General features: G+C 70.4%; 24 protein-coding genes. 7 read left to right on the top strand and 17 right to left on the bottom strand.

The features are described 5' to 3' along the window. Positions 1-11: 11 nt before the first annotated feature. From AC07YZ_RS06335 to AC07YZ_RS06380, 10 genes are all read right to left on the bottom strand, one after another. A complete protein-coding gene (locus AC07YZ_RS06335; RefSeq protein WP_494794132.1) occupies positions 12-809 on the bottom strand; it encodes an SDR family NAD(P)-dependent oxidoreductase in 798 nt (265 codons plus the stop codon). Positions 810-874: 65 nt separating this feature from the next. Then, positions 875-1,153, bottom strand: a complete 279-nt coding sequence (locus tag AC07YZ_RS06340) for a DUF427 domain-containing protein (RefSeq protein ID WP_494794133.1) — start codon at positions 1,151-1,153, stop codon at positions 875-877. A gap of 16 nt (positions 1,154-1,169) precedes the next feature. Then, positions 1,170-1,310, bottom strand: a complete 141-nt coding sequence (locus AC07YZ_RS06345; protein WP_494794134.1) for a hypothetical protein — start codon at positions 1,308-1,310, stop codon at positions 1,170-1,172. 69 nt (positions 1,311-1,379) lie between these two features. Then, positions 1,380-1,973, bottom strand: coding sequence for a DsbC family protein (locus AC07YZ_RS06350; RefSeq protein ID WP_226493992.1), 594 nt, complete (start codon positions 1,971-1,973; stop codon positions 1,380-1,382). Positions 1,974-2,080: 107 nt separating this feature from the next. Next, positions 2,081-2,572: an RcnB family protein gene (locus AC07YZ_RS06355; RefSeq protein ID WP_494794135.1), complete on the bottom strand. Its 492-nt coding sequence runs from the start codon at positions 2,570-2,572 to the stop codon at positions 2,081-2,083. A gap of 121 nt (positions 2,573-2,693) precedes the next feature. Next, positions 2,694-3,173 (bottom strand): tellurite resistance TerB family protein, encoded by a 480-nt coding sequence (locus AC07YZ_RS06360; protein WP_494794136.1) that lies wholly within the window; start codon positions 3,171-3,173, stop codon positions 2,694-2,696. Then, positions 3,145-3,861 carry a DUF938 domain-containing protein gene (locus AC07YZ_RS06365; RefSeq protein WP_494794137.1) on the bottom strand — a complete coding sequence of 239 codons (717 nt, stop codon included), beginning with the start codon at positions 3,859-3,861 and terminating at the stop codon, positions 3,145-3,147. The genes AC07YZ_RS06360 and AC07YZ_RS06365 overlap by 29 nt, the downstream gene beginning before the upstream one ends. 22 nt (positions 3,862-3,883) lie before the next feature. Continuing rightward, entirely contained in the window at positions 3,884-4,285 is a 402-nt protein-coding gene (locus AC07YZ_RS06370) for a DUF6691 family protein (protein WP_226493988.1), read from the bottom strand. A gap of 5 nt (positions 4,286-4,290) precedes the next feature. Continuing rightward, a complete protein-coding gene (locus tag AC07YZ_RS06375; protein ID WP_494794138.1) occupies positions 4,291-4,764 on the bottom strand; it encodes a YeeE/YedE family protein in 474 nt (157 codons plus the stop codon). A gap of 120 nt (positions 4,765-4,884) precedes the next feature. Next, positions 4,885-5,460 carry a hypothetical protein gene (locus tag AC07YZ_RS06380; protein ID WP_494794139.1) on the bottom strand — a complete coding sequence of 192 codons (576 nt, stop codon included), beginning with the start codon at positions 5,458-5,460 and terminating at the stop codon, positions 4,885-4,887. 151 nt (positions 5,461-5,611) lie between these two features. Here AC07YZ_RS06380 and AC07YZ_RS06385 point away from each other — a divergent pair, with 151 nt between their 5' ends. The 4 genes from AC07YZ_RS06385 (at position 5,612) to AC07YZ_RS06400 (ending at position 8,412) form a co-directional block, all read left to right on the top strand. Continuing rightward, positions 5,612-6,178 carry a DUF2975 domain-containing protein gene (locus AC07YZ_RS06385; RefSeq protein WP_494794140.1) on the top strand — a complete coding sequence of 189 codons (567 nt, stop codon included), beginning with the start codon at positions 5,612-5,614 and terminating at the stop codon, positions 6,176-6,178. Next, a complete protein-coding gene (locus AC07YZ_RS06390; RefSeq protein ID WP_226493984.1) occupies positions 6,178-6,396 on the top strand; it encodes a helix-turn-helix domain-containing protein in 219 nt (72 codons plus the stop codon). Before AC07YZ_RS06385 ends, AC07YZ_RS06390 begins: the two co-directional genes overlap by 1 nt. 69 nt (positions 6,397-6,465) lie before the next feature. Continuing rightward, a complete protein-coding gene (locus AC07YZ_RS06395; RefSeq protein WP_494794141.1) occupies positions 6,466-7,770 on the top strand; it encodes a leucine-rich repeat-containing protein kinase family protein in 1,305 nt (434 codons plus the stop codon). A 156-nt stretch (positions 7,771-7,926) separates the two neighbouring features. Continuing rightward, on the top strand, positions 7,927-8,412 hold the full coding sequence (locus AC07YZ_RS06400) for a hypothetical protein (RefSeq protein ID WP_226493982.1): 486 nt from the start codon (positions 7,927-7,929) through the stop codon (positions 8,410-8,412). Here the strand turns inward: AC07YZ_RS06400 and AC07YZ_RS06405 are convergent. From AC07YZ_RS06405 to AC07YZ_RS06415, 3 genes are all read right to left on the bottom strand, one after another. Then, positions 8,310-9,491 (bottom strand): pyridoxal phosphate-dependent aminotransferase, encoded by a 1,182-nt coding sequence (locus AC07YZ_RS06405; RefSeq protein ID WP_494794142.1) that lies wholly within the window; start codon positions 9,489-9,491, stop codon positions 8,310-8,312. The genes AC07YZ_RS06400 and AC07YZ_RS06405 overlap by 103 nt on opposite strands. Before the next feature lie 18 nt (positions 9,492-9,509). Further along, a complete protein-coding gene (locus tag AC07YZ_RS06410) occupies positions 9,510-10,310 on the bottom strand; it encodes a S1 family peptidase (protein ID WP_226493980.1) in 801 nt (266 codons plus the stop codon). A gap of 64 nt (positions 10,311-10,374) precedes the next feature. Next, positions 10,375-11,238: a LysR family transcriptional regulator gene (locus AC07YZ_RS06415; RefSeq protein WP_494794143.1), complete on the bottom strand. Its 864-nt coding sequence runs from the start codon at positions 11,236-11,238 to the stop codon at positions 10,375-10,377. An 84-nt stretch (positions 11,239-11,322) separates the two neighbouring features. Here AC07YZ_RS06415 and AC07YZ_RS06420 point away from each other — a divergent pair, with 84 nt between their 5' ends. Further along, the gene (locus AC07YZ_RS06420; protein WP_494794144.1) at positions 11,323-12,261 is read left to right on the top strand and encodes a DMT family transporter; all 939 of its coding nucleotides are present in this window, start codon (positions 11,323-11,325) and stop codon (positions 12,259-12,261) included. Between the two features lie 4 nt (positions 12,262-12,265). Here the strand turns inward: AC07YZ_RS06420 and AC07YZ_RS06425 are convergent, their stop codons facing one another. Continuing rightward, positions 12,266-13,102 carry a helix-turn-helix domain-containing protein gene (locus tag AC07YZ_RS06425; RefSeq protein ID WP_494794145.1) on the bottom strand — a complete coding sequence of 279 codons (837 nt, stop codon included), beginning with the start codon at positions 13,100-13,102 and terminating at the stop codon, positions 12,266-12,268. Positions 13,103-13,219: 117 nt separating this feature from the next. On the opposite strand from AC07YZ_RS06425, the gene AC07YZ_RS06430 reads away from it, so the two are divergent. Both AC07YZ_RS06430 and AC07YZ_RS06435 read left to right on the top strand, forming a co-directional pair. After that, positions 13,220-13,645 (top strand): hypothetical protein, encoded by a 426-nt coding sequence (locus AC07YZ_RS06430; RefSeq protein ID WP_494794146.1) that lies wholly within the window; start codon positions 13,220-13,222, stop codon positions 13,643-13,645. 638 nt (positions 13,646-14,283) lie between these two features. Beyond that, a complete protein-coding gene (locus AC07YZ_RS06435) occupies positions 14,284-14,997 on the top strand; it encodes an SOS response-associated peptidase (protein WP_494794147.1) in 714 nt (237 codons plus the stop codon). 5 nt (positions 14,998-15,002) lie between these two features. Here the strand turns inward: AC07YZ_RS06435 and AC07YZ_RS06440 are convergent, their stop codons facing one another. The 3 genes from AC07YZ_RS06440 to AC07YZ_RS06450 form a co-directional block, all read right to left on the bottom strand. Beyond that, positions 15,003-15,491, bottom strand: a complete 489-nt coding sequence (locus tag AC07YZ_RS06440) for a DUF1097 domain-containing protein (protein ID WP_226493974.1) — start codon at positions 15,489-15,491, stop codon at positions 15,003-15,005. Positions 15,492-15,747: 256 nt separating this feature from the next. Further along, positions 15,748-16,968: a diguanylate cyclase domain-containing protein gene (locus AC07YZ_RS06445; protein WP_494794148.1), complete on the bottom strand. Its 1,221-nt coding sequence runs from the start codon at positions 16,966-16,968 to the stop codon at positions 15,748-15,750. A gap of 45 nt (positions 16,969-17,013) precedes the next feature. Next, positions 17,014-17,955 (bottom strand): restriction endonuclease, encoded by a 942-nt coding sequence (locus AC07YZ_RS06450; RefSeq protein ID WP_494794149.1) that lies wholly within the window; start codon positions 17,953-17,955, stop codon positions 17,014-17,016. Positions 17,956-17,975 lie beyond the last annotated feature (20 nt).

Genomic DNA, 17,975 nt, shown 5'->3' on the forward strand with positions numbered 1-17,975 from the left:
CTTTCGCCCGGTCACACCGGAACCGTGTAGTTCAGCGTCATGCGCCCTCCGTCCACCGTCACGATTTCGCCGGTGACGTAGCTGGCCGCGTCGCTGGCGAGCCAGGCCACCACGTCGGCAACCTCCGACGGTTCGCCCAGGCGTTTCATGGGCGTGCGGCTCATGATCTTGTGCTTGGCCTCGTCGCTGGTGAGCACGGCGCGCGCCGCCAGTTCGGTGGCAATGGTGCCCGGGGCCACGGCGTTCACGCGGATGCCCCGCTCGGCCAGCGCCAGCGCCATCACACGGGTGAGCTGGTTGATGCCGCCCTTGCTGACGTTGTAGCTGGCGATGTTGGGGATGGCGAGCACGCCGTTGACCGAGCTCATGTTGACGATGCAGCCGCCGCCGGTGGCCACCATCTCGCGCGCCACCGCCTGACCCATGAGGAAGGCACCCTTGAGGTTGACGCGCAGCACGGCGTCGAAGTCCTCCTCGGTCACGTCCAGGAAGTCGGCCGCCTTGAAGATGCCGGCGTTGTTGACCAGCACGTCGATGCGGCCGTGCCGGGCCAGGGTCTGCGCCACGCACGCCTTCACGTCGGCGGCGCTGCCCACGTCGCAGTGCACATAGAGCGCGCCGAGCTGGTCCGCCAGGGCCTGGCCGCGCGGGCCGTCCACGTCGGCGATGACCACGTTGGCGCCCTCGCTGGCGAAGCGCCGGGCGCAGGCCTCGCCAATGCCCTGCGCGCCACCGGTGACGATGGCGACGCGGCCCTGGTGGCCAAAGTGAACGGGATGAAGGGCGGTGGGCAGTGGCTGGGTGTTCATGCCCTGCATGGTAGCCAATCGGAGGCTGCGGCCGGATGCGCGGCGGTGGCGGGACGGGAGGCGGCTCAACCGACCTTCACGCCCTTCCAGAAGGCCACGCGCCCGCGGATGTGTTCGGCCTCGGGCTTGGGGTCCGGGTAGTACCAGGCCGCATCGGTGTTGAGCTCACCGTTGACCAGCAGCGAGTAGTAGTGCGCCTGGCCCTTCCAGGGGCAACTGGTGCGGTGGTTGCTGAAGGTGACGTGGTCGCGGTTGAGCGCGCTTTCGGGGAAGTAGTGGTTGCCTTCCACCAGCACCGTGTCGTCGCTTTCGGCGATCACGGCGCCGTTCCAGGTGGCTTTCATGCGCGGTTCGCCGGGGTCACTTGTTCTTGTCTTTGCCGCGCGGCAGCACCGCCGTGACCGGCGGGGTGGGGCGGTCGGACGTGGCCGGGCCCTTGGGGACCGAGCTGTCCTTTTTCGGTTTCTTCGACATCTTTTCGTTGCGCTGTTCTTTGCCCATGTTGCTCTCCGATGGCGGCCGCGGGGTGCGGCCATTGGTGCGTCAATGGTAAGCCACAAGTGGCGCGGTTCAGGGCGCGGCAAGGCCCAGGAGTTCGGCCAGGGCCCGGGTGTCAAGGGCACCGGCCTTCGTCACCGACTGGCCGCTGCGCGCGTGTTTGGCCACGATGAAGGGCACGGAGTCCGCGCCCAGGTTGTCGAGCAACTGGGTGTTGGCCTTGATGCTGGCGAGCACCTCATCGGGCACGCTGGCCGAGGCCGACATGCCCCCCTGGCCCGCGAGCACCGAGGCCTCGTGCGCCGTCATGGCTTCCAGCGGGTTGGCCGCCTGCATCAGCGCGGCACCCTGCGGCGCGCTCTTGGGCCCCAGGATGGCTACCGGCAGCCAGACGAATTTCACCTTGCCCTGCAGGGGCAGGGAGGCGTTCCACAGGTGGCCGCAGTGCGGGCACTGCGGGTCGAACAGCACATACACCGGGTTCGCGCTCATGAGCGCGCCCACGGTGAACCCCTTGCCTTGTGCGGCAACGGCCTCGTAAGCCTGCGCCGGGGCGATCGCGGTGGCCGGGGTGGCCGTCTGGGTGGCGGCGTCTTCTTTGGAGCAGGCCGACAGCAGCAGGGCCATCGATGCGATCAGCGGGAGGGTCAGATGCCGGATGTTCATGGGTGTGGCGGGCAGAAGGCCGGAGGTGTTTGAAAGCACCGGATCATCGCAGACTGCGCCGCGTCACGCCCCGTGGGAGTCCGGGAGGCCCCCCACGGGGAGGGGCGTCAATGGTTCAGGATGATGTGCGCGATCAGCCCGGTGGCGACGGCGATCAGCACGTAGTCCGTGCCCACCTGCACCCACTGGTGGCCGCGCGGGGGCGCGTACAGGTGGTGCACGCGGTGGTTGACCACCACGTATTGGCGGTGGCGGTATTCGCGCGGAATGTAGTGGCCGCGGCGGAACTCGGGCCCACGCGCGCTGTAGTAGTAGCGGTGGCCGTCGCGGTAGTGGTAGTAGTGGTTGCGCGCATCGCGGCGGTCGTCACGGCGGTCGAAGCGGTCGTCGCGCCGATCGAAGCGGTCATCCCGGCGGTCGTCCCGTCGGTCCCAGCGATCATCGCGGCGGTCTTCGCGCCGATCGGCCTGGCGCTCGTGTTTCTGGATGAGTTCTTCGCGGTTGTTGTCACGGCGGTCGTTGTGCTGCGCGAAAGACGGGAGGGCGCTGAGGGCCAGCGTGGCGGCCAGGGCGGCCGCGATGACGGAACGGGTCTTCATGGAAACACTCCTGTGGTTGTGGGGTGTCTGCATGGTGCGCGCCGCTTGTGTCGTGGCGGTAAACCTGTGTGTCTGCGGGCGCAAAGCCACGTAGCCAGGTGTACGCGCCCTTTTTGCGATCTCAGCCCGGCTGGGCGGCTTCCTTGGCGCGCATCTTGGCCGCGATGTACTCGCCGTGGGTCACGTGCAGCAGCCCGGCCACCTTGCTGATGACGTGGTTCTCGTGCGCGTCCAGGTGGGCATCGGCGTAGGCCACCTGCCACATCGCTTCCACCACGCGCACCTTCTGTTCCTGCGTGAAGTGTTCGTTCATCTGGCCGGTGAAGCGCTGGTAGTCGTAGGCGGTGCGTGCGGTGTCGTGGGCCAACTCCAGCAGCCGTTGCAGCTCGTCCTCGGCCAATGCGAATTTGACGCGCAGCGCGCGCAGCACCGCGTCGCGCTCGCTGTCGGCCATCTTGGGTTCGGCGCGCATCACCTCCACCAGCAGCACCGCCGTGGCCAGTTGCAGCGTGTGTTCCTGCTCGGGGCGCGTCTGTCCACCGGCCGGGGTGGCGAGGCTGGCGCTGAGGTTGTCAAACAGGTCTTTGAGGGTTCTGAGCATGTGGTGTGTCCGTTGAGCGGGAGGGTGGCGTTGCGGGATGGAGCCGCGCAGCGGCCAGGGGTTCCCGTGCCCACACCAGCAGCAGGTTGTTGGCCGGCATGCCGTGCCGCGTGCGCAGCACCAGGCCGGCGGCTTGCGCCTCTTGCGCCACGTCGGCCAGCCGGCGCAGGCCCCAGCCGGGGTCGCGGGCGCGCAGGCTGGCGTCGAAATCGAGGTTGCCCGGCGAGGTGGGCACGCCGTCTTCCAGATAGGGGCCGTAGGTGATCAGCACACCGCCCGGCGCCAGGTGCCGCGCAGCGCCCCGCATGAGGGCCGCGCAGGTGGCCCAGGGCGCGATGTGCAGCATGTTCGCGCAGTACACCGCGTCGAAGACCCGGGCCGGCGCGTCGTCAAACGCCGTGCCGTCGGCGGGCCAGCGCGGCGCCAGCACGTCCAGCCGCAAGGGCGGCTGGACCCGGGCGAGGCCCGCCGCGGCGGCCCGCGCCGCGATGGCCGGCAGGGCGAGCGCATCGAAGTCGGTGGGTTGCCAGGTCCAGCCCGGCAGCCCGGCGGTGAACCAGACCGCGTGTTGCCCGGTGCCCGAGGCGATCTCCAGCGCGGCGCCCCGCGCTGGCAACACCTGGCGCAACACCTCCAGGATGGGCTGCTGGTTGCGCTCGGCGGCGGGGCTGAAGGGCAGGGTGTTCATGGCGTGGCGGGTCCGGTGGCCGTCAGGCCTTGGCCCGCCACCCTTGCACCAGCGCGCCCAGCGCGATGCCGGCCAGCGCCCACAGCAGGGCCCAGTTGCCCGTACCCAGGCCGGCGATGGCCGGCCCCGGGCACACGCCGCACAGGCCCCAGCCCACGCCGAACAGCGCTGAGCCCTGCAGGGTGTCGCGGTTCCAGTGGGCCACGTGCTGGTGGAAATAACCCCCCAGCAAGGGCTGGCCCAGCAGGCGGGGCAGCAGCAGGTAGGCCAGCAGCGTCACCGCCACCGCGCCACCCATCACCAGCATCAGCCCAAAGTCCTGGAAGCGCAGAAAACTCAGCACCACCTCGGGCCGCACCATGGTGGACAGCGCCAGGCCAAAGCCGAACAGCGCACCGCCCGCGAGCACGGCGAGGAATTTCATGGGGCTCATGTCAGCCCCCAGGCAACGAGGTTGGCGGTGATGAAGGCCGTGGCCATGAAGGTCAGCACCGCCAGCAGCGAGGGCCACTGCAGCGAACCCAGGCCGCAGATGCCGTGGCCCGAGGTGCAGCCGTTGCCCAGCCGCGCGCCGTAGCCCACGAAAAAGCCGCCCAGCAGCAGCATCCACACCGGCACGCCGGTGGTCAGCGGTGCGCCGTCCGAAAAGACCAGCCACCAGACCAGCGCCCCCAGCACCAGACCGGCCGCGTAGACCAGGCGCCAGCCGCGCGAATCGGTGAAGCGCGCCTGTTGGAAAAACGGCCGCTGCACCACGAACGACCAGGTGCTGGAGAACACCGTGCTCATGCCACCCACCAGGCCGGTGAACAGGTACAGCAGCGCCACGCCGGCGCCAATGAAAAGGCCGCCCAGCAGGTAGTGCTGCCAGCCCAGCGGGAAGAGGGAAAGTGTGGCATCCATGGGCGCCGATTATCCGTGGCGCCCTGCGGCGTGTCGGACGCTGGCGGCAAGACCCTGGCGGCGTTGCGCGTGGCCCGGTTCAGGCCGTCGCGGTGCGTGTTGCGGGATGCTCGCTGGGGCTCAGCGCTGTTGCGCCGCCTGACGCAGGTGCTCCGGCGTGCCGGACCAGACCTCGAAAAAGCCCTCGCTCTGGCGCACCTGCAGCCAGGTGTCCCAGCGCGTGCGGGACAGCGCGGGGTCGGTGACGGCCAGGTCTTTCTGTTCCACGCCCAGCGCCAGCGTGCCGCCGCGCTGGTAGCCCGGTTGCGCCTGGGCCTGTTTCACCATCGCCTGAACCTTCCGCAGTTCGGCCTGCGTGGTCGGCGGCAGGCTGTAGACCAGCCAGCGGCGGCCCGGCCCGGGGGCGTCCAGCCCCAGCGTGGCGCTGGTGGCGGTGGTCATCGCCAGTGGCAGTTTGCGGTCGACCGGCGCGAAGGCCCCTTCCACCTTGGGCTTGAGCTGGATGTGCAACAGCGGCACCGCGCCCGGCGGTGGCACCACGTGCGCGTCCACCTGCAGCGCGACCGTGAACTGTGCGGGATCGGCCTCCAGCAGTTGCCCCGACAGCTGCACCAGGCGGGGCAGGGAGCGCAGGGGAATGCCGCCGCAGCCGACCAGCGCCGCAGACAAGACCAGGCAGGTGAAAAATCGCTTCATGGGGCTTGACAGAGTTTGTTAAACGAGAATAAATTATCTTAAAACAATAATTAAATGTCAAACACACGCTCCATGGCACGGTCAGCCATCTGCACAATCGACCGTGTTTTGAGCGCCCATTGATCCACCTGCACAGCCGCGAGGACCCACCATGACCAGACCCATCACCGCCCATCGCCCGACCGATCCGTTGCGGCACGTCCGCCGCACCAGCCGCCTCATGGTCTGGGCCTGCTGGGGTCTGATCGTGTTGCTGCCGGCGGCGCTGGTGGCGTACTGGGCCGTGGCGGGCGGCGAGCAACTGGCCGGCCACGCCAACCTGCCGGCTTCGGCCATCGGTGCGCCGCTGTTGCCCTGGCAGCGGCTGGCGGGTGCGCTGGTCATGGGGCTGCCGCTGGCCCTGCTGCTGGTGGGCCTGTGGCAGGCCAAGCGCTGCTTTGAGCAGTTTGCGCAGGGCCGGGTGTTCACCGAGCAGGCCACCGATCTGCTGCGCCGCTTCGCGGGCTGGGTGGCCGCGGCCGCGCTGGCCGCCATCGTCGCGTCCGCCGCCACCTCGGTGCTGCTCACCTTGCACAACCCGCCGGGCATGCGCCACCTGGCGCTGGGCATCGGTTCCAACCACCTGTTCACCTTCTTCTTCGCTGGCCTGGTGTGGCTCATGGCGGCGGTCATCGGCCAGGGGCAGGCGCTGGCGGAAGAAAACGAGCGTTTCGTCTGATGGCCATCGTCGTTCAACTCGACGTCATGCTCGCGCGGCGCAAGGTCAAGTCCAAAGACCTGGCCGAATTCGTCGGCATCACCGAAGCCAACATGTCCCTGCTCAAGCAGGGCAAGGTCAAGGGCGTGCGCTTCGAGACGCTGGAGAAGATCTGCGAGTACTTGCAGTGCCAGCCCGGTGAGCTGCTGGTCTACCAGCCCGACGGCGATGCGCCGTGAGCCCCGCCCGGCTCCGATAATCGGGCGACTGGCCCGGCCCACCCGGGCGGCCCACTACCTTCTACCTGCATGCACACCCTGGAACAACTGCGCAGCGGCGCGCTCGCCGGCACGCGCCGGCTCGACCTGAGCTGCGGCCTGACCGAACTGCCGCCCGAGGTGTTCGACCTCGTCGACACGCTGGAGGTGCTCAACCTCACCGGCAACCGCCTGCGCGAGCTGCCGCCCGACCTGGGCCGGCTGCACCGGCTGAAAATCGTTTTCTGTTCCAGCAATGACTTCACCCACCTGCCCGAAGTGCTGGGCGACTGCCCGGCGCTGGAGATGGTGGGCTTCAAGGCCAACCGCATTCAGCACGTGCCCGCAGCGGCGCTGCCGCCGAAGCTGCGCTGGCTCATCCTGACCGACAACGCCATCGAACAGCTGCCCGCCGAACTGGGCCAGCGCCCGGCGCTGCAAAAACTCATGCTCGCGGGCAACCGGCTGGATGCGCTGCCGCCCGGTCTGGCGAACGCGCAGCGGCTGGAGCTGCTGCGACTGTCGGCCAACCGCTTCACCACGCTGCCCGGCTGGCTCACCGAGCTGCCGCGCCTGGCTTGGCTGGCGCTGGCGGGCAACCCGCTGGGCTGGCACCGCACAGCGCCCGTGCCGCTGCCCCGCGTGGCCTGGGACCGGCTGCACCTGGCCGAGCGGCTGGGCGAGGGCGCTTCCGGCCACATCCACCGCGTGCATCTCGAAGACGCGGCGGGCGACGCGCTGGCGCTCAAGCTGTTCAAGGGCGCGGTCACCAGCGACGGCCTGCCCGAACACGAACTCGCTGCTTGTCAGGCCGCCGGGCAACACCCGGCGCTGTGCACCCCCAGCGCCGAGCTGGGCGGGCACCCCGAAGGCGCGCGCGGCATGCTGCTGCCGCTGCTGCCGCCCGAGCTGGTGAACCTCGCCGGCCCGCCCAGTTTCGACAGCTGCACGCGCGACGTCTACGCGCCCGGCTTCGCCCTGTCCGCCAGCGCCGCGCTGCGCGTGGCCCGCACCATGGCCGGCGCGCTGGCCCACCTGCACCAGCGCGGCGTGATGCACGGCGACTTCTACGCCCACAACATCCTCTGGAACCCGGCCAGCGGCGACGCCATGCTCAGCGACTTGGGCGGCGCCACCCTGCTGCCCGACGACCAGCCCGCGCTGCGCTGCGCCCTGCTGGCGCTGGACGTGCGCGCCTTCGGCTGTCTGTTGGAGGAGCTGGTGGCCCACGCGCAGGGCGCCGGCACCATGGTATTGCCCGAGCTGGACAGCCTGGCCGGTCTCGCCGCAGCGTGTCTGGACACGAACCCCGCGGCCCGCCCCGACATGGGCGATGTCAGCGCCGGGCTCGGTTGACCGTTTGAGGTGCCGCCCTAGGCGCTTTTTTCACCGCCTTTTTCAGAGCCCGGTCCAATGTGCGTTGATGCACAGACGCGGTGTGGTGCGACCGCTACTTTGGGGGAGCCGTGGTGGCCTGCCGCCGCGTTGTTGTTCCCTTTCGAAGGAGTTCTCATGCCCATCCTGTCCCTTCCCTTTGCCCGCGGCCTGCTCGCCGCCGCCGCGCTGATCGCGCTGGCGCCCGCCGTGCTGGCCCAGGGGAAACCTTCCCGGGCCTCCATCGACGAGACCTACCGGCAGGACCGCGCGGCCTGTCTGGACAGCGCTTCGCAGCACGAACGCAGCGCCTGCCTGCGCGAGGCCGGTGCGGCGCGGGCCGAGGCGCTGCGCGGTCGCCCGCTGACCGGGGCGTCGCCGGAAGAGCTGACGCGCAACGCCTTGCAGCGCTGCCAGCGCCTGCCCCCCGAGAACAAGATGCTGTGCGAACGCATGGCGCGTGGTGAAGGCACCGCGTCGGGCTCGGTGGCCGCGGGCGGTCTGATCAAGGAGCTGGAGATTCAGGTGCCCGCGCCCGCACCCATGGCCGCTCCGCCGCCGATGATGGCCCCGCCATCCCCTGCCGCCCCGACACCGATGGAGCCGCCGCCGCTGCCCAAATGAAGGCCCGCGGCGCGCAGGAAGGCGTCGTTTTCCTGCACGCTGCCCACGGTGACGCGCAGGCAGCCCTGCAGGCCATGCAGGCTGTCCTGCCGGCGCACCAGCACGCCCTGCGCCAGCAGGTCGGCGTGCGCGCGCGCCGCGTCCGGGGTGCGCACCAGCAGGAAGTTGGCGTGTGAGGGCGCGACCTGCCAGGTCGGGTGCTGCCGCAGCGCGTTGAACAGGCGCTCGCGCTCGCTGCGGGTGTGGGCCACGCGCTCGCGCAGGTAGTCCGGGTGTTCCAGCGCCACCAGGGCGCTCACCGTCTGCAGCACCGACACGCCAAACGGCGGCACCAGCTTGCGCAGCTGGCGCGCCACCTCGTCCGAGGCCAGCGCATAGCCCAGGCGCAGGCCCGCGAGCCCCCAGGCCTTGGAGAAGGTGCGCAGCAGCACCACGTGCGGGTGCCGGCGCGCCAGGGCACGCGCGTCGGTGTCGGTGAAGTGGTGGTAGGCCTCGTCGATCACCAGCAGCCAGCCCGGGCAGGCCCGGGCCAGGCGGTCGAGTTCGTCCAGATCGCAGAGCGAGCCGGTGGGCGCATGCGGGCGCGGGAGGTAGATCACGCCGCGCGGCTGCGCCGGTGTGCCGGCGTCCGCGTCCGTTTCGAGCGCCGCGATGAGCGCGTCCATGTCCAGCGAGTGGTCCGGCCGCAGCGGCACCTCGGTGAGCGCGGCGCCGAGCAGGCTGGCGTCGAGCGCGTAGAGCGCGAAGTTGGGTTTGACCGTGAGCACGCGCCCGCCCAGCGCGGCGAGCTGGACCAGCAGGGCGATCAGCACATTGCTGCCGGTGGTGGCCACGGTGCCCGAGGCGCTCCAGCCGTCGTGGCGGGCGATCGCCGCGGTCAGTTCCTCGGCGTGCAGGTCGGTGTAGCGGTGCCAGGGCAACTGCTGCATGCGCTCCAGCGCCAGGGCCTTCAGATGGGCCGGAAAATCGGCGAAAGACTCGTTCTGGTCGAGCTTGACCGGGGCGTTGATGGGGGAGAAGGGGTAGTCCGGGCTGGCGAGCACCGCGGCGCGGACCGGTGGGGGCAGGGGCTGGTTCATGCCCTGCAGTTTATGGGCTCAGCCCGGGCTGGCCGCTTCGGCAGGCTCGGTCAGGGTGAGCAGGATGTCGGCGTACCAGGCGCAGTTCAGGCCCAGCGATTCGTCGAGCACCAGGTCGCGGTTGCCCATGTCCATGCGCGAGGAATGCACGCCCAGCAGCCGCCAGGGCAGCAGGGCGGTCTCCACGGTGGGTGCCGTGTCGCGCATCACCACGGCCGCGCCGCTGGTGCCGCGGTGGGTGCGCGCGTCGGTCAGGAAATAGCCCTGGCCCTGGAAGCGGATGCCGTAGGGCGATGCGATCGCGGCGTGGCGCACCACCGGCAGGTGGTGCAGGGCGTCGTGAAAGCCCAGCGGGAAGCCCACCACCATCAGCGGCGCGTCCACCGGCACCGAGGTGAACGAGGTCTGCAGGTGCGCCGGGGAGAAGGCGCGGATGATGGCCGTGGCGGGCAACTGGCTGCGGTCGAGCTCCAGCACCGCCACATCGATCTCGCCGCCGCTGTCGCGCCCCTGGCGCCACGTCGCCACGCCCTCGTGGTACAGCAGCACGGACAAGCCGGTGGAGCGGGTGAGGTCGGTGGCGTCCAGGTGCAGTTCGATCTCCAGCCGGTCGGGCAGGTGCTGCGTGGCCTCGTCGATCACCACGTGGCGGCTGGTCACCAGGTACAGGCGCCCGTCGCGTTCGAAGAAGAAACCGCTGGCGTTCGTCAGTCCCTGGGTGCCGAGAAAGGTGGACACGTGGGGCGCGGCCAGGAACAGCGGGTCCACGGTGGCCGGGGGCACGCGGGGCGGGGTGGGGTTCGGGGTGTTCGGTGTCACGCGGCAAGTGTCGCAGCTTTCCCCAGGGCGAGGGACCCTTCCCCCGGGTGCGGGACGCGGGGGCTCAGCCCGGTTTGCCGAGCGTCTGCACCATCTGCGCGAACAGGGCGTCCACCGCGGGCAGGTGCCTGGACGCTTGGCTGCGGTAGGCCGCCACGGCCATCGAGCCGAGCGCGGGCAGGCCCTGCCGCTCGCCCAGCACCGTCAGGTGCGGCGGCGCGCTGCAGCGCGTGAGCACGGCCACGGCCAGCCCGCTCTCCACCGCGGCGAGCTGCCCCGCCAGGCTGGAGCTGTTGTAGACCACGCGGTAGGCCCGGCGCTGGGCGTTGAGGGCCGCGATGGTGGAGCGGCGCGCCTGGCTGGTCTGCTCGTAGACGGCGATCGGCAGGGGTGAGCGCCGCCACACCTCGAACTGCGCCGCGCCCACCCACACCAGCGGCTCGTGGAACAGCAGGCTGCCCCGCGTGGGGCGGTCCTGCGAGACCAGGGCCAGGTCGAGCTCGCCGCGCTGCACCTTGGGGATCAGGGCGGTGGACTGCTCGCAGTCGAGTTCGATCTCCACCCCGGCGTGGCGCGCGGCGTAGCTGCGCAGCACCGGCGTGAGGTAGCTCACCGCGTAGTCGTCGGGCACCCCCAGGCGCACGCGCCCAGACAGCACCGGCCCGTTCAGCGCCGTCAGCGCCTCGCCGTGCAGGGTCAGCAGGCGCCGCGCGTAGCCCAGCAGTTCGGCGCCCAGCGGGGTGAGCTCCAGGTGGCGCGGGCCGCGCAGCAACACGGTGCCGCCCACCGCGTCTTCCAGCTTGCGCAGCTGCATGCTGATGGCGGACTGCGAGCGGTGCACCAACGGCGCGGCGGCGGAGAGCGAGCCGGCGTCCACCACCGCCACGAAGGCACGCAGCCAGTCGATCTGCAGGTCGGTTCGGGCCATGGTTGTCTTTGAATTCGTTTATCGAATGAATGCCATTCAAATTATGCGCTTTACGGGATGTTTGATGCCGCCGAACATCGGCGCATGAACACTTCCACTACCCTCCACCCAACCCCCGGAACCCCCGATGCCAGCCGCTCGGCGCGCGAGCGCGGCGGCCAGTGGCTCATGGTGGGTGGCGGCCTGCTGCTCGGCACGCTGGGCGTGTTTCTGGAAGAGGCGGGCCAGTCGCCGCTGACGGCGGTGTGGTTCCGCTGCGCCTTCGGTGGCCTGGCCCTGAGCGCCTGGTTCAGCGCGTCGCGCCGCTGGGGCGAGGTGCGCCTGGCGCGCCGCGACGGGCTGCTCGCCGTGGCCGCGGGTTTGTCGATGGTGACGAGCTGGGTGCTGTTCTTCGAGGCGATCACCCGCACCTCGATGGCGGTGGCCACGCTGGTGGTGCACGTGCAGCCTTTTCTGGTGATGGCGTTCGGCGCCTGGTGGCTGCGCGAGCGCGTCAGCCGCCGCCAGGGCTGGGCCGCCGTGGCCGCGCTGCTCGGCCTGGGCCTGGCCACCGGCTGGCTGGACGGCGCCCTGGGTGCGGTCTCGCACAGCCCGCAGTACTTCGCTGGCATCGCGTTGGCACTGGGCGCGGCGCTGGCCTACGCTGCGGCGCCGCTCATGGTGCGCAGCGCGCGCGGCGCCACGCCGCTGGCCCTGGCCTGGTGGCAGTGTGTGGCGGGCAGCGTGGTGTTGCTGTGGTGGCCGTTGATCCAGGGCTGGCCGGCGCCGGGGCCGGCGTGGGGCTGGCTGGCGGGCATGGGCGTGGTGCACACCGGCCTGGCCTATGTGCTGCTGTACGCGGGCGTGGCCCGCCTGCCGGCGGCCCGCATGGCGGTGCTGCAATTCGTCTACCCGGCCAGCGCGATCGCGGTGGACGCGCTGGTGTACGGCCGCGTGCTCAGCGCCAGCCAGATGGTGGGCGTGGTGGTGATGCTGGCCGCGTTGATGGTGGTGGGGCTGGAGCGGGCGCGCAGCAGCGGCTGAGCGTTCAGGGCACAGAGGCCGCAAGCTCGCGCAGGATGCGGGCCGTGGCCTCGTCGGCCGGCAGGAAGGTTTCCAGCGCCAGTTCTTGCAGCGTGATGTCCACCGGCGAGCCGAACACCGTGGTGGTGCTCACGAGGTTGAGCACGCCCTGGGGCGTGTGGAACAGGAAGGGCATGAGCACGCCCGGGTGCTCGCCGTCGAGCCGCAGCGCCGCGCTGGCGGCCTGTGCCGGGTAGGTCTGCAACTCCGCCAGCAGGGTGGCCAGGGCGGCGTCGCCGCTGGCCGCGATCTGGTGGCGCAGCCGCTCGAACAGGTGGTGGCGCCACTGGTTCAGGTTGGCGATGCGCGGCGCCAGGCCCTCGGGGTGCAGGCTCAGGCGCAACACGTTCACCGGCCCTGCCAGCAAAGCCGGCGCCACGCCCGCGAGCAGCGGCGGCACCATGCGGTTGCCCAGCACCAGGTTCCAGTGCCGGTCCATCGCCAGCGCGGGCCAGGGTTCGTGGCAATGCAGGATGCGCTCCACCGCCGCGCGGGCCTCGGCCATCTCGGGGTCGTTCAGCGCCCGCTCGCGGTACATCGGCGCGAAGCCGGCCGCCACCAGCAGCGCGTTGCGCTCGCGCAGCGGCACGTCCAGCCGCTCGCCCAGGCGCAACACCATCTCGCGGCTCGGGCTGGCGCGCCCGGTTTCCACAAAGCTCAGGTGCCGCGTGGAAATGTCGGCCACCTGCGCGAGGTCGAGCTGGCTCAGGTGGCGGCGCTGGCGCCACTGGCGCAGGTGGTCGCCGAACGAGGGCGGCGCCGCGCGGCGCGGCGGGGACGGGAGTGGGGCGGCGGGGTTCATGGCGGCGATGTTAGAGCGGCCCGCGCGCAGTGGCCATTACCTCGCAGGTCATCGACGCACGGCCCCGGCAGGGCCAGCATGCCGACCTGTCGATCCCGACGTTTTTTCCTCACAGGAGTGAACCATGTCCATGCTGTCTCTCTCTCTTCTCCCTCGTTCCTGCGCCGCGTGCTGTGGGCCGATGCCATCACCGGCCTGGGTTGCGCGGCGCTGCACCTGGCGTTCACCGATGCCTTGGTGCTGTGGCTGGGCCTGCCCGCGGCCCTGCTGATCGAATCGGGGCTGGTGGTGGTGCTCTTCGTGCTGCTCGCGGGAGCCCTGGCGCTGCAGCGCACGCCATCGCGCGCGGGGCTCATGCTGCTGGTGGCGGGCAACCTGACCTGGGTCGCCGGCTGCGTGTGGCTGCTGCTGGCCGGCCCGATCCATCCCACCCCGCTGGGCCAGGCCTGGCTGGCGGTGCAGGCCGTGACCGTGCTGCTGCTGGCCGACCTGCAATGGTGGTCGGGTTTGCGGCGCGGCCAGGCGGCCATGGCTATGGCCTGAGTTTTGTGAGGCGTTGCCATGGCGTTCGTTGCACCTCGCGTGCCAAGGCGTGCGCGGGCAGGCCGCAGCGCTTCAGTGAGGCGGTCGGCGCGATGCGCCGACTTCCCTGCGATGCTCGCGGCCGTGGCCCGTCGCACAACTCGCTGCGTTCGCTGGCGCTCTCTCCGCTCAGACAAGTGCGACGAGTCAGACAACGAAGCGCGCTGCGCGCGCGGCCACGGCCACTGTGCTTCTCGGCGCCTCACGAGGCGCGCTGCGGCCTGCCCACGCACGCCTTGGCAGAAGAGGTGTTGGCGCACTACCGGTGGAATACCCAGACGCTTCTTTGCTGCGGCAGGTGCTGTCCGGTGGGGGCGATTTCTGGGGAGGCTGTGACCGCCAGCCTGGGGCCGGGCGCGCCAGTGCGCGCATCGTTTCTGACTCGCGGCCATTGTTTGAGCGGAGAGAGCGCAGCGAACGCAGCGAGTTTGGCCGCGCCGGCCCCAGGCTGGTGGGCACAGCGAAGTCGGCGCAAGGCGCCGACCGTCCCAGTATGAGCCCCCACAGGACAGTGCCTGCCGCAGCACGCGAGGTACTGTGCTGCCCATCGTGGCGACTGCCGAAGCGAGCCCGCGCAGCCGGTGCGATAGCATGGCCGCATGACTGTTCATTACGAGAGCGTGCAGCTCGACGCGCTGTACCCCGATGCCTTTGACGTGGCGGCCCCTGCGGCGGGCAGCGTGGGGCGCGACGTGTGGCCGCGCAAACCGGCCGTGTTCATCCGCAAGCGGGGGGCGGTGGCCGCGGACGCCACGCCAGCGGAGCCAGCGGCGGACCCGGTCGCCGAAGAAGGGGCCAAACCCGAACACGCGCGAGAGCTGGTGGCGGGCCAGTTTGGTCTGGTGCCGCCGTGGGTGAAGTCCGCGTCCGACGCCAAGCTGCGCTCACCCAAGCTGGTCAACGCGCGCTCGGAAACCGTGACCACGTCCAACAACCTGCGCGGCGCCTGGCTGGGTGCGCAGCGCTGCATCGTGCCGATGATGGCGTTTTTCGAAGACGACTTTCGCAGCGGCAAGGCCGTGTCCACGCGCATCGCGCGCGTGGACGGCAAACCCATGGGGGTGGCGGGGCTGTGGGAGCGCTGGAGCGGTGCCGATGGCGAGCTCATCATCAGCTTCACCTTGCTCACGGTGAACGCCAACAGCCACGCCCTGATGCACCGCTACCAGCAGCCCGGCGCCGAAAAGCGCATGCCGGCGGTGCTGAACGAGGGCGCCTACGACGCCTGGTTGACGGCCCACCCGGAAAAGGCCCGCGAGTTCATGCGGGCCTACCCGGCCAACTGGCTCACCGCCAACCCGGTCCAGAAATAACCGGCTCAGGCCGACTTGGTCAGCTTGCCCGCCAGCTGTTCAGAGGCCCAGCCGAAGGCCGCGCCCACGGCGATGGACAGGATGGTGGGCAGGATGGCCGCGGTCGGCGTCATGTCCTTGCCCAGCAGGATCAGGCCGGCCACGCTGGCGAAGCCGTACACGCTGGACGGGATGGTGGACAGGAACGGCACGTGAGCCGCGAGCACGATCACTGCCGCGCCCAGACCCACGGCCACCGGCGCGGCCAGGCCGCCCAGCGCGCCCAGCGGGCCGATCAGCAGCACCGACGCCATGCCCACCAGCGCGCCGAACGACATGCACACCACGGTCTTGACCAGGCCGTCGGTCTTGCCGCCGTTGTGGAAGAAGCTGGCCCAGGCCACGAAGGCCTGCCACACCTGCATCTGGAAGGCGGCCAACGGCCCGAAAAACAGCCAGGTCGCGACGACGGCGAGCAGCCCGATGGCAACGGCCAGTGCAAACAACAAAGTCATGTATGTCTCCTCATGGTTGGAATGAACAAAAAAACACCCAGCCCGCAAGGGTTGGGTGTCAGTTTCGTGTCAATTTCCGTGCCGGCACGGGGCCGGAGCGTCTCAATGTGAGAACGCGCCTGATTTGATTGGACTTTTCCGCCTGGGGCCGCGGGGGCCGACCGCTGCCGAAGGTGTGCCAGGGCATCTCCGCTGTCCGTGAACGGAACACAAGCCAGTGCCACTTTGGCACCCGGGCCCCAGGCCCCGTGCCGGCTCAGCCCAGCGGTGCGGGCGCGGTGGCGATGTCGTGTTCGCGGGCCCGCTCGGGCCCGCGCACCTTGGCCAGGGCCTGGCGTTCGGCCTCGTTGAGCACGTCCATCGGCTTGGCGTTGCTGGGGTCGAGGGTGACGACGCCGATGCCCAGGTGGGGCAGGAACGCGTGGTGGGACAGCTTCTCGCTCTGCACCGTGAGCGGCTGGGCCACCATCGAGCGCAGCCGCGCCACCACCTCACCCACGGGCGGCTGGTGCCGGTCGGCCGAGATCACCACCACGAAGCAGCGCGGGTGGTACAGCCCCACCACGCAGCGGAAGCCGGCCGCGCGGTGGATGCGCGCGGCCACCGTCACCAGGATCTGGTGCTCCACGCCGGCCCCGGCGGACTCGGCCAGTTCGTACAGGTTGCTCAGGTACAGGCAGACCACGGAGCATTCGTTCTGCTGGCGCGCCGTGCGCCAGAAGGCATGCTCCACATGGGAGAGCAGGGCCGAGCCGGTGGGCAGGGCGGTGGCCGGGTCGGCGCCGGCCTGCAGGCGCGAGAGCCGGGCCAGCAGCCGGTTCTGCCGGTTGCGCAGCAGGCCCAGCACCGAGGCGATCAGGAAGAAGGCCACGGTGACGGTGGCCGTGAACAGCTGGGTGCCCAGGCCCAGGCCCGGTACCTTGAGGCCGTGCAGGTAGTGGCTGCTGACCATGGCGCCCAGGCAGACGATGGCCAGCGCCATCCAGCGTGCCATCGGGTCACCCAACTGGGCCGCCCGTATCACCGCCACCATGGCCATCAGCACCGGCACCATGTTGACGGCCGCCGCGGCGATCAGCAGGGGGCGGAAGTGTTCGCGGTCGGTCTGGCTCGCCAGCAGGGCCAGCGCCAGCGCGACCACGGCGAGCACCACCCCCCAGAAGGTGGTGAGGCGGTGCACCAGGCCGTCTTCGCGCACACCGCCCAGCCAGGTGCCCACGAAATACAGGCCCATGGCCCCCGCCAGCGGCCCCAGGCCGGCCTTGAGCACGCGCAGCAACTGCTCGGGCAGTGCGGGGAAGAACACCTCGGGCAGGCCCGTCATCACCACGCAGGCGGAGCCCGTGACCACGACGAACATCAGATTGCGCGCCGAGCCGATGCTGCGATTGCCCAGCACATCGGCCAGCGCCAGCCCGGCGAGCGTCAGCAAGCCCCCGAGCATGGCGGACCAGACAGCGATTTCAGACACAGGCATGCGGGCGATTATCAGCGCCTTGTGTCCACGGGCGCGTGGGGTATTTCACGCTGCGGTCCCGGGCATCAGGGCCGCGGCCGCCTTCGTCATGGGCAGCGTGCGGCGGCAGCGCGGAAAACTGGCGCAGCCCCAGAACGGGGCACCGCCGCCGACGGACTGGCGCGCTTTCATCTTCACCCCGCAACTGGCGCAGGTGGGGCGCCAGTATTCACCTTCGTGGGCCACGGCCAGCAGGGCGTTTTGTTGCTCGGGTGTGCGCCGGGCGATCAGGTCCAGCAGACCCGCGCCGTCCAGCGCGCTGATGCCATTGGCCTGGGCAAACGCCCGCGCATCCGCGGTGTAGGTGGACGTGGTGGCGTAGGTGCCGCGCTTGAGCCCGTGCGAGGCCATCACGCCGAAGAACTCGCGCAGTTCCTTCACGCCCACCGGCTTGCCCTGCCAGTGTTTGCACTGCACCACCGACACCGGCCCGGTGGCGTTCTTCGAATGCAGCCAGATGTCGACGCCGCCATCCGCGCCGTGCGATTGCGAGCGTGCCTCGAAGCCCGCCTGCGCGAACAGCGCTTCGCACACGGCCTCAAAGCGCCGCCATTCGATGGCCGCGAACACCGCCGGGCTCCAGGCCGTGGCCGTGTCGCGGACCCCTTGGGCTTCCCCTGCCACCGAGGCCGTGGCCGGTTCGGGCGGCTTTGCACTGCGTGGATTCTGTGGCTGAGCCGTGGGCTGGGTGGCGTTGGGGGAGGCTTTGCCGCGCCCGTCTTTTCGGTGGCTCAGCAGCGCATGCACACACAGCAGCAGCGCGCCGATCCCGATGGCCCACCACGCGGGCGTTCGCGCCGCCGTGGCCACCGCATTGAGCACCGGGCTGCCACCCAGCACCGCGGACATCGTCAACAGGCCCAGGCCCAGCACGGTGGCCGCCAGGCCTTTGTCCAGAAACGGCGATGCGCCCTTGCGGCCACGCCTTCGGTTCGATGGTCTTGCCATGCGTTTTTCCTCCCTTTTTG

It is taken from the genome of Hydrogenophaga sp. GW101-3F08 (assembly GCF_059424585.1).